Annotated in this window: 14 protein-coding genes; 5 read left to right on the top strand and 9 right to left on the bottom strand. The window is 45.6% G+C overall.

The window, feature by feature from the left end; translation table 11 throughout:
• Positions 1-374 precede the first annotated feature (374 nt).
• Entirely contained in the window at positions 375-1,712 is a 1,338-nt protein-coding gene (locus tag AT705_RS23255) for a pyridoxal phosphate-dependent aminotransferase (protein ID WP_058798700.1), read from the top strand.
• Between the two features lie 91 nt (positions 1,713-1,803).
• Here AT705_RS23255 and AT705_RS23250 read toward each other — a convergent pair whose 3' ends face one another.
• The gene (locus AT705_RS23250) at positions 1,804-2,136 is read right to left on the bottom strand and encodes a hypothetical protein (RefSeq protein ID WP_058798699.1); all 333 of its coding nucleotides are present in this window, start codon (positions 2,134-2,136) and stop codon (positions 1,804-1,806) included.
• A gap of 775 nt (positions 2,137-2,911) precedes the next feature.
• Between AT705_RS23250 and AT705_RS23240 the strand changes: the two genes are divergently transcribed.
• On the top strand, positions 2,912-3,781 hold the full coding sequence (locus AT705_RS23240) for a hypothetical protein (protein WP_058798697.1): 870 nt from the start codon (positions 2,912-2,914) through the stop codon (positions 3,779-3,781).
• 92 nt (positions 3,782-3,873) lie between these two features.
• Positions 3,874-4,926 carry a Gfo/Idh/MocA family oxidoreductase gene (locus AT705_RS23235; protein WP_058798696.1) on the top strand — a complete coding sequence of 351 codons (1,053 nt, stop codon included), beginning with the start codon at positions 3,874-3,876 and terminating at the stop codon, positions 4,924-4,926.
• 257 nt (positions 4,927-5,183) lie between these two features.
• Here the strand turns inward: AT705_RS23235 and AT705_RS23230 are convergent, their stop codons facing one another.
• From AT705_RS23230 to AT705_RS23220, 3 genes are all read right to left on the bottom strand, one after another.
• Entirely contained in the window at positions 5,184-6,218 is a 1,035-nt protein-coding gene (locus AT705_RS23230) for a Kelch repeat-containing protein (protein WP_058798695.1), read from the bottom strand.
• 212 nt (positions 6,219-6,430) lie between these two features.
• Positions 6,431-7,459, bottom strand: coding sequence for a methionine synthase (locus tag AT705_RS23225; RefSeq protein WP_058798694.1), 1,029 nt, complete (start codon positions 7,457-7,459; stop codon positions 6,431-6,433).
• Positions 7,460-7,487: 28 nt separating this feature from the next.
• Complete coding sequence (locus AT705_RS23220) at positions 7,488-8,462, bottom strand: DUF1852 domain-containing protein (RefSeq protein WP_058798693.1); 975 nt, start codon at positions 8,460-8,462, stop codon at positions 7,488-7,490.
• 444 nt (positions 8,463-8,906) lie between these two features.
• Here AT705_RS23220 and AT705_RS23215 point away from each other — a divergent pair, with 444 nt between their 5' ends.
• The gene (locus tag AT705_RS23215; protein WP_058798692.1) at positions 8,907-9,716 is read left to right on the top strand and encodes a sulfite exporter TauE/SafE family protein; all 810 of its coding nucleotides are present in this window, start codon (positions 8,907-8,909) and stop codon (positions 9,714-9,716) included.
• 53 nt (positions 9,717-9,769) lie between these two features.
• On the opposite strand, the gene AT705_RS23210 is transcribed toward AT705_RS23215, so the two are convergent.
• From AT705_RS23210 to AT705_RS23190, 5 genes are all read right to left on the bottom strand, one after another.
• The gene (locus AT705_RS23210) at positions 9,770-10,717 is read right to left on the bottom strand and encodes a hypothetical protein (RefSeq protein ID WP_058798691.1); all 948 of its coding nucleotides are present in this window, start codon (positions 10,715-10,717) and stop codon (positions 9,770-9,772) included.
• Between the two features lie 617 nt (positions 10,718-11,334).
• Positions 11,335-12,294 carry a hypothetical protein gene (locus AT705_RS23205; RefSeq protein ID WP_157576965.1) on the bottom strand — a complete coding sequence of 320 codons (960 nt, stop codon included), beginning with the start codon at positions 12,292-12,294 and terminating at the stop codon, positions 11,335-11,337.
• A 274-nt stretch (positions 12,295-12,568) separates the two neighbouring features.
• A complete protein-coding gene (locus AT705_RS23200; protein WP_058798689.1) occupies positions 12,569-13,081 on the bottom strand; it encodes a hypothetical protein in 513 nt (170 codons plus the stop codon).
• 17 nt (positions 13,082-13,098) lie between these two features.
• Positions 13,099-14,193 carry a YHYH protein gene (locus tag AT705_RS23195; protein ID WP_082669147.1) on the bottom strand — a complete coding sequence of 365 codons (1,095 nt, stop codon included), beginning with the start codon at positions 14,191-14,193 and terminating at the stop codon, positions 13,099-13,101.
• A gap of 188 nt (positions 14,194-14,381) precedes the next feature.
• Positions 14,382-14,819, bottom strand: coding sequence for a GNAT family N-acetyltransferase (locus tag AT705_RS23190; protein WP_058798688.1), 438 nt, complete (start codon positions 14,817-14,819; stop codon positions 14,382-14,384).
• A 246-nt stretch (positions 14,820-15,065) separates the two neighbouring features.
• Between AT705_RS23190 and AT705_RS23185 the strand changes: the two genes are divergently transcribed.
• Positions 15,066-15,815, top strand: a complete 750-nt coding sequence (locus AT705_RS23185) for a hypothetical protein (protein WP_058798687.1) — start codon at positions 15,066-15,068, stop codon at positions 15,813-15,815.
• Positions 15,816-15,827: the final 12 nt, after the last annotated feature.

Genomic DNA, 15,827 nt, shown 5'->3' with positions numbered 1-15,827 from the left:
ACAAGTAAATTATTGCAACTACGTAGATGTCGTTACCATTTCCACGCAAAAACAGAGTGTAGAGTGAAACAACGCCGACCAACAAACCTCAGTGAATGCCTGTGAGTTTTGGGTGGGAGTCCATGCAGCACACGATGCAGCACACGCAGCACACGCAGCACACGCATTTACCAGCCATGGGACAGATAAACCTAGCCAGTACCCATTGTACCTGTAAATGTCACGTTAATTTTCGGATTGCACAAGTACCCCATAAGTGTACAATGTGGACTTATGAAACCATATCAACTTGGCAGTTTTAAGTTCACCGGAGCCTGCAAGCAATTGTAGTAAATCAACACCGACCATTGGCTGCAAACACAGTAAGAGCACGTATGATAAATTTTATCGATAAAGTGAAGCTGCCCAATGGGCAAATAGAGAAGTTAGACCGCTTGGAAAAACTGTACCTAATAGCCAAAGAACTCCATAAAAAAAGTGCGGTGCAGTTTGCTATTTTCGGCAAACCCTCGGCTCCCGTTTATCAACCCATTATTGATGCCAAAATACGCTATTGGCAATCTATTGATAATCAACGCCCAATTGTCTACGGCGAGCTACAAGGTGAAGAAGCTTACCGTGAGCGCATGGCAAAAGCCCTCACACGTCAGTATCAAGTCCCGGTTGAAACAAGCAGCGTTACTTTTACATCGGGTGGGCGCATTGCGATTCAGGCTGCTTCTTACCTCATTCGTAGTTTGTTTAAAGATAAAATGGTGGTGACGACTAACCTGTATTATCCCGATCATACGGGGATTTCTTACTCCAGCGATAACGCACATAGCTTATTATTGGTCGATGTTGAAAGCGACATGTCCGCGTTAACTGCTGAAAAACTCACTGAAACGCTCAACGGCATCGACAGAGATAAAATCGGGGCTTTTATATTTTGCGATCCGAATAACCCGATGGGCAATGTCGTTGGAAAGCAACAGTGGCAAAAAATCATCCCAATTTTGGAGCAGTATCCGAATAGTGTGATTTTACTCGACGAAGCCTATGCCGAAATGGTGTTTGATAAGCTACATGTCTCTTTATATAGCTTAGCCAGTGAGCAGCTGAGAAAGCGCATCATTTTGTTACGCTCTGGTACAAAGGGCTTCTCAGCATCCGGCGAACGTATGGCCATTTTGGTTACTGCCAATTCCGAGTTTAATAACAAAATCGTTGAGTACCATGCAGCTAATCTAGTGCATGCCCCCAAAAGTGCACAGTACGCTTATACATGTGCAATGGAGCAGTTTTGTGAACAAGGGCAATTAAAGCTGGCAGCTTTTTATAAACCAATGGTGAGGCAAGTTGAAACTTTACTGAAAGAAACAGGGTTTGCTGTTAAGCAGGCGAATTACGTTGAACGACAAGCAACGTTTTACGTAATGGCCGACTTTAGCGGATTCTATGGCGCAACTTTGCCGCAAGCGCTGCGCGACATTTACGTCTCTGAAAATAAAATTGTGGTCGAGAACAATGTGGACCTCGCCATGTATCTCTTGTTCAAATACCGCTTAGCATTAATGCCAATGTATTTCTTTGGGGCAAAACTAGATTCTGGACTATTACGTATTACGTGTTCATTTGAATCACAGAGCGAGGTCACTCATTTATCTAACGTGCTTCATGATATGCAAGCAGACATTGAGTCTGCAAGCATGAACACCGTGATGCATAGTTAGCGTTCAAAAGGCCTATGCAGTACTTTGCGTAATCATGCCATTCGTTATGAGTTTTGGGTGAGTCTCAACAACATGGCATTCAGTGTTGGTTTTATTTCGCCATTGTCAGCATCGTTATGACACATCGTTTTTGTGAGGGGAAGTAATATTCATGGGCATTAAGAAACACTTTTACTGGCTTTCCCATTGAGAATGCAGCAAGCGCAGCAGAGACAAGATGTGTATCACTTTTCCTTATTGCAGCAATACCTGTATGACAATCGCCTGACTCAAAGCCGCCTTCAATTTGCAACTGGACGATATCCGGGTGACTCGACATATTCGCCCCCGCAAAGGCAATCGAAGTGATTTTGCCCTCATTGGCCGCAAAAACGCTGGATGATAAAGCACTTAAAAATAAGCCTAACAGTATTTTATTTTTCATTGTTTCCTCAGGTTTGGAGTGATCGAGCAAGCTTGGATGTGATGTATACGCAATGCGAACTTTTTACTATCCAACAAGGCAGACATCAGAATATTGCATTACACCAACATCCTGGTTGTTTAATTGGAATAGCTTGTGATGAACAAGCTGTGCGCGTTTTAATTTCTAACAAAACGTATTTCTGTCAGCGTTCTCATTTACCTATATTAGAACCGATATAATACTATTATACAAATACCTATGGCGCAATCTGGCGATGCATATCCGGTGATCATAACGTTGCTGGTTAGTCATTCACGTACCAAGCCCACGTCGACAGACTCGTTGTTTGCTTATCTGGCACCAAGTGCTTCCTAAGTAAACCATAGTGCAACGGCAGACTGCTATCCCCTCGGATAGCGCTCAATACAATATAAAACAAGACCTCACCGTACTGCCTGAACCAGAATAGTTTCACAACTATATTTGTTATGCATTTTCTACTTTGAGAATAAGCACCAATATTGATTCTCAAAATGAAAAACTCCGCCAGACTCACACATCTCCACATAAAAACAAAAAATATAACCACTTGAATATTAAGGAAAGTAATTTTGGCACAAGTATCGCAATCTACTACAGCACTAAGGCGAGAAGACAGTGACGGATGAGCAGAAATTATGCCTGAGATCAGCGGCAATTTACCTCCATTGCCTTAAGCAGAACCGTGCAATGCTTGAATAGCAACGTGTATTGCTACGCCTTTAATTACGTTGGACAGAACCGGGAGTCACTCATGAACAATCACGACAAGAGCATCAGTTTAATACGCACCATGTATAAGCAACATGGCCTCTTAAGTCTTAGTAATATGTATTCGAAAGAAACCATTGATGACTGGAATCATCGGCTAGACCCACTTTTCAACGAGCGCGCCACTCAAAAGCGCAGTTATGTGAAAGCAGATGAGTTGCTAGCGTTGGGGATACTGGAAGAAGTCATGTCCCCTAAACTCATGAATACCATAAATTTGTTGGACCCATGCCCTATTTTTTTCCACTGTCACTGCTTCGAAATAGAAGGTAATAGTAGCCAAAACCACATCGGCTTTGATGAGCTGGACGGGTGGCATCGTGACCACAGCGACCCCAACATAAAATCTGTTTATGGGTGCAGGCCTAGCTCTGTTTTTATCTATTTATCCGATGTGCCGAGCACTAACTATGGGTCATTTGAAATCATTCCAGATTATGATTCAGGCCCGTTAGAAAGCGATTTAGACTGCTGCAACATAACCGGGGATAAAGGGACCACTTTTCTGTGGAATAGAGATCTCTATCACAGACCAAATGTAAACAGTTCCCCCGTGAGAAGACGAATTCTGAAATTATCCATTCAGACTAATGGGTGGGCCAACTCCAGGATCCATCTTGATGAATTCAAAAACGCCTTATCAGCACTAGGTGATGACAATCAGGCTTTAGCCTATCTTTTAGGCAGTCACTTCGACAATTACCAGGCTACTCTAACAATGCCTCACTCACAAACAGCTGAGTTACCTCAGGTAACTTCTATCAGCAGCTCAACGAAAACCAAAATACCAAACAAAGCAGAGGTCATGCTGCGTAGGATCAGAAACAAAGTCGACAAAGCGTTGAGGCTATAGCTCTGCTACCACTGAGTGTGTTGTTAGTAATAGAGCGCATACTGTTTAAATCGAATTCAAGGCCACTCATTTTTAAACAAAAGGGTACTCAAATGAAAACGAATGTCTTAATAATCGGCTCTGGTGGCCGGGTAAGAAATAATTTTATACCTGCATTTCATTGCTTGAGACACAAACACAACATCATAGGTTTGTATTCTCCTACTAAAGCGAATAGAGAGGCCGTGTGCAATAAATGGAACATTCCTGTTATTGAGTCACTGGAGGCCGTCGACTTCGAGGCAGTTGATATCGTCGTTATTTCTATCACTACCGACTTTGTCCCTGCCGTTTTAAAACAGATACATCGCATGTGTAAAGGAAAAACCCTGATTGTTGATACACCTGTGTTTGAATATATAAAAGATTTTAGAGCCACGCTCTACCTACTTTCTTTTTCAAAAGTGGTAGTGACAGAAGACTACCTCAATTATCCGCAATTTGGTGTTATGCGAGAAGTCATTGTCAATAATGTACTTGGTGAGATTAAAAATATAACACTCAGCCACACAGGGTACAGACATCACGCTCTTGCTGTTGTCCGTTCTTTTGTCGGACTAAAAAAAGTCTGGTCCATTAAACGCAATAGTAAGAACACCACAACGCTTAGCTTTTCAGATGGAGTCAGCGCAACCATTATAGAGCCTTATCAACGACTTGATGGATGGGTAAAAATTGAAGGTTCGAAAGGCACGTTACTTTATGACCCCCAAGGGGGCTATACCGGTCAAATAGATGACTCCTATTTAATTTTAAAAGAAAGCGTTAGCCCGAGTGGAATAGCAACCTTTGAGCTCAACAGACTTTCGATTCCATCAACTCGCCAGCCGAAGCACTTCGCCACGTTAAAACAGCTTGAAATTGAAGACACGAGCGACTTCAACACCTTTAAAAGTTGTGGGTTGATAGACGTATTCGAATCCATTTATGTAGACAACGATGCGCGTCCATATACATGGCAACAAGCGCTGTACGATACCGCTTTGAGCAAGTTTATATGGAAAGTAAAGCGCCTGCCAGATTGGTTTAATCACGCAGTTCCGAGCTTTTGGATATACCAGCTGTTGACCTGTGCATTTTGGAAAACACTAAAAACCAGAGACTAAAATGCCGCTTAACCAACGTGTTCTTGCTCATTCTTTTTAGAGGGTTGCGAGACCCTATTAGGTTGTTTGCACCAGTGATATTGAAGGCGTTATTGCACGAGTTAAAGACAGCTAGCTGGACTCAAGCCTGGTCGGAGTAAGCAGTTACACCCCCTGTTAAAACTACGAAGTAAGATACTTCTTTGGCAAGTCTGGCTGTTTGCCTTAATTAAACTAAATGAGCTGACTTTCTAAAGCGCCATTTGGCGCTTTTTGCGTTATTCGCCCTCTTCCAATACCAGGGTGACAGTCGACGACAGAGTTTCCTGCGGCCCAACCTTAGCCGCACCACCAATGATATGGAGTTGCTCGTTTAACGAGACCGAGCCATGTCCGTGACGTGGCTGAGGCAAGTCCGGCAATGCCTGCCATTGATTGGTCTGCGGATCGTACGCCCAAACATCATCGAAAGCTTTACCTGCCTGCCAGTTGTCTTTCGGGCCAAACACTTCTCCGCCCGACACTATGATTTTGCCATCCAAAACACTGGCCGACAAACCGCCGGAAGCCACCGGCAGCGGCGCAATAGGCGTCCAGGTTTCAGTTTTTGTATCATACACTTCAGCGTAGCTCAGGTTAGCCCCGTCCAGGCCTGATGTACGTCCACCAATAACATAGATCTTATGGCCAATAACTGCACTGGCGGCGGAATTTCTGACCAGACTCGCTGATTTCAGCTTTCGCCAGTAGGAGTTGTTAATAAGTACATAATGGGCGTCGCTATCGACATTTTTACCCGTCTCTCTGGAAACCGTTTTACCGCCAATCACATGAATATTTTTACCGACATTAGCATACACAGATTCGGCCAGAGGAATAGGCAAGGACGGGCCGCTGCGCCAGGTCTGTAAATTACCATCCAGGCGAAATACAGAGTTTTGAATTTCCCAGGCGCTCCCTTTAGCACCTGTAAAGCCACCGATACCATAAATGAAGTGCCGATTACTGACCATACCAAGGTGGTGACGTGGCGCAGGTAAGGACGGTGCTTTTGTCCAGAATTCTTTTGCCGGGTTAAGTAAAAAAACGTCTGTGCTTGGACCCAGCCCAGAAAAGGACGGTGAATCAGAAGGAGTGAATCCGCCCCCAACAAAAATACGTTCATTAAAAACAGCAGGATATACCTCTTGCAGTGCCATAGGTAAGTCTGGACCTGCTGTCCAGTTGTAGGCCTGGCTTGGTGTGTTGCTCTGGGTGGCCTGAAGTGAACCCGATAGCAGCAGACATAGGATACTTGCTGATAAATGTCGCATTCTTGCTCCTTAAAACTCTGTGATCTGGTTATACGTTGTTGTAATAGCACAAGATCAGATATTGTGCCGTCATCTGACGTACTGTTACCGCAAAATATAACCAACATCAACAAAAAGCCGTTGTATGCACTGCTCAGTGAGTCCTAACCCAGCTTTATGTCACAAAGATAGAAGAGCAAGCAGACACACTCATCAGCATGCCTTGCTCAGGCTTACTTAGCCAGCTCCTGACGCACAATTTCAGCGCCGGCACTGAGTGCATTCAATTTGCCCCGGGCAATGTCGCGGGCTAGCGGTGCCATACCACAGTTGGTGCAGGGGTAGAGCTTATCGGCATCCACGTATCTCAGCGCTTCTCTGAGTGTGGCTGCAACTTCCTCTGGTGTTTCTATGGTATCTGTTGCCACATCAATGGCCCCCACCATAACTTTTTTGCCTCGAACCAGGGATAACAACTCAACAGGCACCCGCGAGTTGTGGCACTCCAGTGAGATAATATCTATGTTCGACTTTTGCAGCTTAGGAAATACTTCCTCGTACTGACGCCACTCTGAACCCAGCGTTTTTTTCCAGTCCGTATTGGCTTTAATACCGTAGCCATAGCAAATATGTACTGCGGTTTCACATTTAAGGCCTTCGATGGCACGCTCCAGACAGGCAATGCCCCACTCATTCACTTCATCAAAGAAAACATTAAAGGCTGGTTCATCAAACTGGATAATATCAACACCCGCCGCTTCCAGCTCTTTGGCCTCCTGATTCAGTACCTTGGCGAATTCCCAGGCCAGCTTTTCGCGGCTCTTGTAGTGATCGTCATACAAGGTATCAACCATGGTCATCGGACCGGGCAGTGCCCATTTGATCGGTTGATTGGTCTGCTGGCGTAAAAACCGAGCATCCTCAACAAAAACCGGCTTCTGACGGCTGATCGGTCCAACCACAGTGGGTACACTGGCATCATAGCGGTCGCGAATTTTAACCGTTTTGCGGTTTTCAAAATCTACACCGTCCAGGTGCTCTATAAAGGTGGTCACAAAGTGCTGACGGGTTTGCTCTCCATCGCTGACGATATCAATGCCTGCCAGTTGCTGCTCCTGCAACGACACCCGTAGTGCATCTTGTTTGCCGTCAACGAGTGCCTGATCTTCAAGTTTCCAGGGTGACCACAACACCTCAGGCTGTGCCAGCCATGAGGGTTTAGGTAAACTGCCTGCGGTGGACGTAGGTAATAGTGTTTTCATCATATTTGCCGTTTATTCTCGTTAACTATCAGGCGTAATTCGCCGACCACTGCTCAAGCACACTTTGGTAAGGTTTAATAAAGTGCTCATGGGCAAATTTTCCCTGCTCCACTGCCAGTCTGCTGCGCTCCTCACGGTCATACACAATTTGCGTCAGTGAATGGTCGAGGTTTTTAAGGTTTGGCTGGTAACGTTGGCCTGCCACCGCATTGGCGTTGTATATCTCCGGGCGATAGATCTTCTGAAACGTTTCCATGGTGCTGATAGTGCTGATCAACTCCAGGTTAGTGTAGTCATTCAGCAGATCGCCAAAGAAGTAGAACGCCAGCGGGGCAACACTATTTGGCGGCATAAAGTAACGTACTTGCAGGCCCATTTTCTTAAAGTATTGCTCGGTCAGCGAGGACTCATTAGGCTCATACTCATAGCCCAGCACCGGATGGTGATTTTCAGTTCTTTGGTAGATTTTGCTGTCTGACACGCTCAGGCAGATAACCGGGAGTTTTTTAAAGTTTTGTTTATAGGCGCTTGAGTTCACAAAATGTTTGAACAGTTTACCGTGCAACTCACCAAAGCCTTCAGGAATGCTAAACTGCGACTTACCTTTATTATGGTTCAGCAGTACCACACTGAAGTCATAGTCACGTACATACGAAGAGAAGTTATTGCCGACTATGCCTTCGATGCGATCACCGGTTTTATGATCAATGATGTTGGTTTTCAGTACCTCAATCGAAGGGAAAGCTTCTTTGTCACCTACCACGTCGATATCTACCGAGATGATTTCCAGCTCAATGGCATAGCGCTCTCCATTGGGGTTATCCCAGTTAGCCAGCGCATTGAAACGATTGTCGATCATCTTCAGTGCATTACGTAGGTTTGCCTGACGGCTCTCCCCTCTGGCCAGGTTAGCAAAATTAGTAGTGATCCGTGTGCTGTCTGACGGATGGTAGTTTTCATCAAAAATGATGCTTTTAACTGTAAAAGTAAACTCGTTATTCATGGCGTTCTGGTATCCAATATTCTGTGATTAACCCAAATGTACAATGTGCTCTTCCCGGTGCAGCGCATGCACTTAGCCATCGTTAAGCTAGCCTGGCGTTTGGAGCAATCACATTGTTACCCGGACAAGCACTTGAAGAAAAACGGTTTAATTTCACCTAAAACTTGAGTTGTATTCATGGTTGTTGTGAAGCTCTGAAATTTTGCAGGGGGAGCATAGAAAAACGGGAACAAAAACACCTAGAAATAAAAACCTCTAGCCATCCAGATGTTCAAATTGAATTTACTTCATGTAAAACGTGAGGAATATTCAAAACTTATCTGAAAAGCCACAGACATTATCTTGATATACTCGCTCAGAACGTGGCGAACCGGTTACCAACAAGCTAACCGTCGATATACTCGCCACCCGTCTAACCCCATATAATATAATGAGAAAAACGGAATGAGTGACTTGTTGTTATTGATAGCATGCTGCGCCTTATTAGGCAGCGGTGTTGGTTTTCTGGCCGGGCTCCTTGGCATTGGCGGCGGGCTGGTTATTGTCCCGGTCCTGAGCAGTATTTTACTGTATTTTGCGATCCTGCCTGCGGAGCAGGTGATCGTTGCCGCCATCGCTACCTCTTTGGCCTCTATTCTGTTTACCTCTACTTCATCAGCCATCGCCCACCATAAAAATGGCAATGTGCCCTGGGAACTCGCTCCCTGGATTATGACCGGGGTTGCGCTGGGTGCGCTGATCAGTGGTTTTTTAGCCGCCATGTTGCCCGAGCAAATCGTGCGCTGGGTCTTCGCCGTCAGTGTGGTCTTGATTGCACTCAAAATGTTTTTTGGCAGTAATAAACCCGCATCAGACGAGCGTAGCATGCCAAACAAAGGGCTGTTAACGGGGTTTACAACCATCACTGGCGGGCTCTCAGCCATGATTGGTATCGGTGGTGGTGCACTGCTGGTGCCCCTGCTGACGTTTTTCTCTATTGATATGAAAAAAGCCATTGGCTGTGCTTCAGCCTGCGGTATCGTGATAGCGCTGTTTGGCTCTGTAGGTTACATCACGTCGGGCAGTGCACACTTTGCCTTATCAGATGGGTTTGCCGGGTTTGTGTATTTGCCCGCCCTACTGGGTATAGTGTGTACCTCGTGGTTTACCGCACCGCTGGGGGCTAAGTCGGTGCAACATTTGCCCGTCCCGACCATCAAAAAGCTATTTGCCGGTTTGCTGGTCGTAGTGGCCGGAAATATGATTGCCTTTTAACCTCAGACAGCAGGCAGCAACTTGGCTGCCTGCAGTTTTCTCACCTATTCGTATCAGAAAGGATTGATAGAACAAGGCCTGTCAGAGTATATATAGCATGGATTTTCAATGGTTTTGCTCGACATAGTGATAGAGTAATCACCCGATAGATCAACATACAAAGACGCGCCTTCGATCTTCGTTGCTGATGAACTTAACCTAATGTATTGCCCAGCAGCTAAGCTCTTAAGTCTGTTCTTAACCGATACGCCCAGTTGACCAAATCTGTCGTCAGGAATCGCTTTATCGAGAGAGAACAAAGAAGCGCTCCAGCCATCGGTTTTAGTATTAAGATATCCATGGATTTTGCTGCTAATAATACCTTCAACTTTGTTATTAATATAATTGCTAAGCAAAGGCACGCTGATACCAAAAATTCGAGAGTCGACATCAATGTTTAAGTTAATCGGATTCACGTTAAGACCATAAGCCTGACCTGTGACAAAGTCATACTTTGCCGTTACCACAATATTCTGAGCCGAAACACGCGCATATGCTTTTGCAATAATCGAAGGCACATTCTTAATAGTGTATTTTGCTTTGGCGTTAAACCCAAAACCATTAACGTTTGCCAGGATCTCACCATTGCTATTTGCCGAGAGTTTAGTAGAGAGGTTTCCAGTCAGATCCGTATTGGTATATCTGTGCTCTACCAAACCGGTGGCGTTGTTTCGCAGCTCCTGATCCAGCTTAGTATGTAACTCGCTCTTCAGCTGGTTGCGCATCGCAACCTGCTTTGACAGAACATGGTAAACGGAATTATGTAAATCAGGCGACACCCGCACACATTTCGTAGAATTACCTGCTTTAATCCAGACCCTTTGAACAGTCTCATACTGTACATAGCGGTCCATATTCAGACCAATCATTAAGTCATCACATTCACCAGGCACAGACGCCTGCGCATTTGCAGCAAACAAGCCACTCAATACCAGAGGTAAAACGAGCTTAGTAACTTTCACACACTTCTCCTTAATTGTTTAATTGCAGTACAAGTTCACACAAAAGGTACAATGTTAACGCAAGATCAACCAGTTAAATTAAGGTTACATTTAAATAGCATTTTTGTGTCTGTAAAGCCAGCGGTACACTAATGGGTTTTCTGCAACTTTGTCATTGTGCTTCCTTACACATGATTCAAAGCCGACCATATGAACTGTATCCCTAACAATATCTTGCTCTCATTAAGGGATAAATCGGGTAGGCAATCACTGCCAACATCATCTAACTTGTTTCACTAAAAAGCACATTGCAATTATCCTCATACAGCGACACAAGATGAAACAACACAGTAATCATGCAAAAAGTTTGACTAAACAAGATAATCAATATTGCGAATATCAAAGAGACAGCTATACGTGAGATGACTTTGCCGGATGAATAGCGTTTAAAGGGCAGCAAAGCAAGATCTTAACGAGTTGATTGAGTGGGCTATCAGACATGACTCACCGCATTAGCAGCTCCCTTAGCTACCAACATGCACTTCTTTGGACATTGTTTTGGCATTTAGCCGTCGGTTTGATCAGATGATATGGCAACTCAGGTACTTGTTGAGTTGCCATATATATCCAGCCGACTATCAGAAATCGGGAAACAGGTTACACGCTGTATCGGCGTATATATAACAAGGGTTTTGGAATACCTTGTTACTCATACTGATGGAAAAGTCGCCGGACAGGTCAACATAGAACGACGCACCATCCATCTTTTGTACAGAAGAGGACATCTTGATGTACTTACCTGGCAGCAAGCTGGTCAGCCTATTTTTCACAGACACGCCCAATGAACCAAATTTATCATCCGGAATTGCCTTGTCCAGCGAGAACATAGCCTTACTCCAGCCGTTCGTCTTTGAGTTCAGGTAGTCTTCAATCTTGTCGCGGATCACGCCTTCAACTCGGCTATTGATGAAATTACTCAGCACAGGGACACTGATACCAAAGATCCTGGAATCAACATCCACATCTAAATGGAGCGGATCAACTTTAAGGTCATAGGCCTCGCCTTTCACAAAGTCATATTTTGCATTAACAGAAATACGCTCAACCTTAACCGTTGCGTACGCGCTCGCAATCATTGAAGGAACATTTTTCAGGGTATATTTTGCTTTAGCGTAAAACCCAAAGCCATTCACATTGGCGAGGATCTCACCATTGTGATTAGCCGTCAGGGTTGTCGACAGGCCACCTTTTAGTTCAAAGTTGGTGTACCTGTGTCTGAGTGAGCTGTTAATGCCATTTTTCAACTCGTCATCCAGCCTGGTTCTGAGTTCCGTCTCCAACTGGTTGCGCAGTGAACGTTGTCGGGCAAGTACATCGTAAACAGGGTTGTGCCGATCTGGCGACATGCGTACGCACTTTGACTGACTACCAGCACTGATCCAGAGTCTTTGCACTTCTTCTGATTCATGATAGCGATTCATTTGAGAAGTGATCATAAAATCATCACACTCTCCAGGCGCTGATGCCTGCGCATCGGTTACATAAGCGGCTGCTAGGCTACTTACGAGCAGGGGTAAAACGAACTTAACGACTTTCACTGTCATTCTCCTTATATCATTTGTGATGTGAGTTCGAAGAAATGGTACACAGCGAAAAATCGCACAACAATTCAAAATAGGGACAAAAAAGCTCAAGTTTCATCAAAAAACATAAAGTTCGCCATATCTTGTAACAGTTCCAGCTTTCTTGTCCCTGCTTTGAAGCTTAACTTTATGATTTATAAGAATAGAAAAAGAGACTGTGAGGAGCTGCTGCATGGCGAAATAAATCCAGCAGCCAACCCTCAATTGTAATCACTGCCCTTGAAATCCGTTAAAACACCTTAGCAGTAGGCTGCTTTGCTGTCAGGGTAAAACGCTGCGTTAACCCCAAGCGCTTATATTTGGCACGCATGGCTAGCTGCTTTTCGTTGTTTTTGCCGTACAAGCCATTGTGAAACTGCAACCCTTGCTGATGATCAACGCCAACAAACTTACCCATCACCACGATTTGATCAATTTCGCCCTGGTCGCCATGGTGTGCAGTTTGTGGTGATAGCATCAAACCTTCGATGTACTTTTGGGTCTCTCCCTGAGTCATAAAAACCTGCGTCTGGATCGCTTTAAAAAGCGTATTATGAGCCTGTTTAAATTCCTCGACTGACAACTGACCATTCTTATCGGTATCCGCCTTTGGAAAACTCGACGGGTCGATGGCCACCACCAGATAGGCACCTGACTCGTCAAAGTTCAGTGTGCCCTGCTCGGCCACCATTAAATGTGCATGGGCTGCGCTACTGAGTGAAAGACCAGCGGCCATCAGTAAACCAGAGATGAAATTGTGCATGCTTAAACCTCCGCTGACTACAACTTACCTTTGACACAACGCTGAAAATACGGGTATGTATCGGTGGCATAGTAATGATAGATCCCCTGAGGGAACTCAGGCGTTACACCATAACGGCCATTACATTCATCTAGGTCACCACTGCCTGCCACGTATTCCCAGTCCTGTGCAAAAGTCCCTAAGGCGTAAACTGATGTGGCTGGTCGACTATTGCTAACGTTTTGTACCAATTGATAGCTGCCCGTCATCACCTTTAGGGCCGACCCTGCGTCCTGTGCATCACTGAAACCATACCGGGCATAAATGGGAAAACCGTCAGCTGCCCAGCCAATCAGGGTCATACTGGACTCTGAACCACCGCGCATCGCAATAAAGCCTTCCGGCATACCATGATAATGATACGACCCATTGGGCTGAACGTGGGCGTTGTTGTCGTCGGTGCCAAAGTCAAAACTCGTCTGGCCAAGCGCCTCTATATGCCAATTGCCTGTGTTACCGACCAAACTACAACTGTTGCCCGAATCGTCGCAGGAACCCGCAGTATTCGCATCAATCTTAACGCCGTTGAGCACATAGCCAGTTGCCCCTCTTGGCCCTCCCAGGGTTGAGACTGTGTCTGTCTGTTCAGGTGTGAGGGGGTAACTGACTGACACCGGCGCTTCACTGATGGTGTTGGGGTTTCCCGAGTTAGGAAAGGTGCCGGTCTGATGATCGGGGATGCCATTCGCAGTGAGTAGCCGGGCGATGCCTGTACAACTCCAATCAGCATTGCTGGTCATTTGCACCGACGCTGAGTCATTGAACTCATTATAAAAGTAATCACACAGTACTCCGTCAGTCGAGCCCGACGTCAAGGCTGTGCCTGTGTCTGTGTTCAACTCGGGGGCTTCTGACCCTGAATCATCAGAGCCAGTGCCATTATCGCCCGTATTGTCTGTCGTATTATCGCTCACTGTTGCGGAGCCTGAGCTGCTGCCACTGACCTCACCACTTGGTGAACTCGACTGCACCTGAGTACTGCTGTCATCTCCAGACCCTGAACCACCGCATGCGGACAACATCCACACCGATACCCACACTGTCAACAACGACCTTTTATGCACTATATTCATACTAATCACTCCCATAGAGCTGAACATCTGATAGCCTTTGCTGCTATCTCTGATCTCACTATATGAGTGGATTGTGCAAACACCGCGCAAAGAACGTGCAAATACTGTGCAAGGTAAAAACATTGCACCGCCAACCAACCAGCAGCCAACGAACAAACATGGAGCCAGGCGTCCAGTGAGGCAAAATGTTAGAGTAATTTTTCCATGAGCAGTAGCGGCTTGCCCTGATACTCGCTGCGATCAAACTGATCGTACCCCTGCTTTTGATAAATATGGATCCCTCGGGTATTTTCGGTAAACACATCCAGCCAAATACGTTTACGTCCCAACTCATTGACGCAATAGTGTTCCATGCAACGCATTGCGTGTTGACCAATACCACGACCCTTTTCGCTAACCACAATTCTGCGAAATTCCACACTGGCCGTATCATCCAGAGAAAGAATGATAAAACCAGCCAGAGTTTGGCGCTCGTAGATAGATAAATAAATAATCTGTGCGTGCGCCATCGCGGCAAGGTGTTGCTCTATGCTGCAGGGAATAATAAACCCGGCAGTATCATCCGCACTTTCCATCTCCACAAATCGCGCTATTTCTGATGGTTTTGATTTTTTTAGTTCTATCATAGTACTCCCCGGCTTCTGAGATCAGACGTCCTGACTTAAATAACGCCGGGAAAAAAAGTCCACTAAGTGCCCAGCATTCATCAGTCATTAACTTTACAGGATCAACTGCATGCTGGCGATGTGCTTATTAACGCTAAACCTGCAATCGCAGCGCGCAGAAAAGGTAAAAATACAACCCCATAAACTTGACAAAAAAAACACATAAAACTAACTTATATTTCACCAATCACAAGGAGTGGATTTGTAATGAAAAAGTTACCACTGACCGCATGGATACTTGCCGCATTGCTGAGCCATAGCACACTTGCGCACACCAACAGCCAGATTAGTAAGCAGGCAATGGCTGAGTTCAAAGAAATGCAGGTGGCATTTGATGAAGGCGCCAAATCACTTGGGATAAGTGTCGAGCGCTATGCCAATGTCACTCAGAAGTACGAACGCTTTATGACCAAACTGGCTGCACCAAAGGGCTATCACGACAGTGAAGTGCCTGATGACATCTTGCCTTTCAACCAGATCCCTGCTGTACAGGAAGCAAAGTACCATGCTGACGGCTATTCCCCGGAATTTGAACAACGCCTGAGAGCCGAGATCAACCAAAATGATGCCCGCCTGGCCACCTACCTGGGTCTGACAACCGAACAGCTTCACCCGTTTGTGAAACAGTACGCTCAGTTTGTGATGGATGGCAGAGTCATGAGCGACAACATGATGGGGAAAGGTAACTTCTCCGTCAAGGCTATGGAAAGGTTCGAGTATGTGTGTCGCTCAGAATGCGCCAGCTTTGGTATGACTAGTCTGGATTATCTTCACTTACGAGAAGGACTGCGAGCACTGCATTCAGGTGGCTATTATACCGACGTTAAAGTTGTTACTCGCAATCGTGACGGTTCTTACCATGACACAGCTATCTGGCGCGTGCGTATGGATGGGCGCATATGGCGGGAGCGCGCTGCAAATTGCGACAGTGAATTTGGTTGCCACCAGGAACCCTAATCGCTTCAGCTC

It is taken from the genome of Pseudoalteromonas rubra (genome assembly GCF_001482385.1).
In the GTDB taxonomy this organism is placed as follows: domain Bacteria; phylum Pseudomonadota; class Gammaproteobacteria; order Enterobacterales; family Alteromonadaceae; genus Pseudoalteromonas; species Pseudoalteromonas ardens.
The sequence above is the reverse complement of the archived record's forward strand: the minus strand, read 5'-3'. Positions and strand labels throughout refer to the sequence as shown.